At 68.5% G+C, this 375-nt stretch carries 1 protein-coding gene; it reads right to left on the bottom strand.

Features of this window, described 5'->3' with window-relative positions; all coding sequences use genetic code 11:
- Nucleotides 1–375 (bottom strand): TIGR00730 family Rossman fold protein (locus tag FS767_RS21705; protein WP_144968168.1); only part of this gene is annotated, 375 nt, incomplete at both ends.

The following is a 375-nucleotide window of genomic DNA, read 5'->3' as shown; positions in this document are numbered from 1 at the left end:
CGGCACCGTGGGCTGCCAGGTGGCGAGGGCGTCTAGCAGGGCGGTTGGCGAAGCCTCCACCTGCAGCATGGCGCGGTGCGGCGCGGCGACGAAGCCCTGGGCGACCAGGTGATCGAGGAAGCCCTCCAACTGGGCATAGAAACCGTCGACCTCCAGCAGGCCCATGGGCTTGGCGTGATAGCCGAGCTGGCCCCAGGTCCAGACCTCGAAGAGTCCTTCCAGGGTGCCCAGGCCGCCGGGGAGGGCGATGAAGGCATCGGCCAGCTCCGCCATCCGCGCCTTGCGCGCATGCATGCCGTCGACCACTTCCAGGCGGGTGCAACCGGTATGGCCCAGCTCGGCGGTCTTGAGACTCTGGGGAATGATGCCGATGAC

Source organism: Pseudomonas sp. DE0010 (genome assembly GCF_007680745.1).
In the GTDB taxonomy this organism is placed as follows: Bacteria; Pseudomonadota; Gammaproteobacteria; order Pseudomonadales; family Pseudomonadaceae; genus Aquipseudomonas; species Aquipseudomonas parafulva_B.
The sequence above is the reverse complement of the archived record's forward strand: the minus strand, read 5'-3'. Positions and strand labels throughout refer to the sequence as shown.